General features: G+C 67.4%; 1 pseudogene. It reads left to right on the top strand.

Features of this window, described 5'->3' with window-relative positions:
• Positions 1-497 (top strand): annotated as a pseudogene (locus tag ACSNOG_RS32915) (SidA/IucD/PvdA family monooxygenase); the annotation flags it as partial.
• Positions 498-540: the final 43 nt, after the last annotated feature.

The following is a 540-nucleotide window of genomic DNA, read 5'->3' as shown; positions in this document are numbered from 1 at the left end:
CCTCCTCCCAGACCACCCCCGACCAGCCCCTCGACATCGCCGGCATCGGCATCGGCCCCTTCAACCTCTCCCTCGCCGCCCTCGCCCACGGCATCCCCGGCCTCCGCACCGCCTGCTACGACCAGAACCACACCTTCCGCTGGCACGCCGGCCTCCTCATCGACGGCACCACCCTCCAAGTCCCCTTCCTCGCCGACCTCGTCACCCTCGCCGACCCCACCAGCCCCTGGAGCTTCCTCAACTACCTCAAATCCCGCGAACGCCTCTACCCCTTCTACTTCGCCGAGCGCTTCCACATCCAGCGCGCCGAATACGACGCCTACTGCCGCTGGGTCAGCCAATCCCTCCCCGGCCTCCACTTCGGCCACCAGATCGACGCCATCCGCTGGAACCCCGAACGCAACCTCTTCGAAATCGACTTCACCCAACTCGACACCGACGGCGAAGCCGAAGCCCTGGGCCGCACCTACACCCGCAACCTCGTCCTCGGCGCCGGATTGGCCTGAGCCGATGACGGTGATGTGTTCGGCGGCGAGGATG

It is taken from the genome of Streptomyces sp. URMC 124, assembly GCF_051386455.1.
Taxonomy (GTDB): domain Bacteria; phylum Actinomycetota; class Actinomycetes; order Streptomycetales; family Streptomycetaceae; genus Streptomyces.
This window is presented reverse-complemented; position numbering and strand designations above follow the sequence as displayed.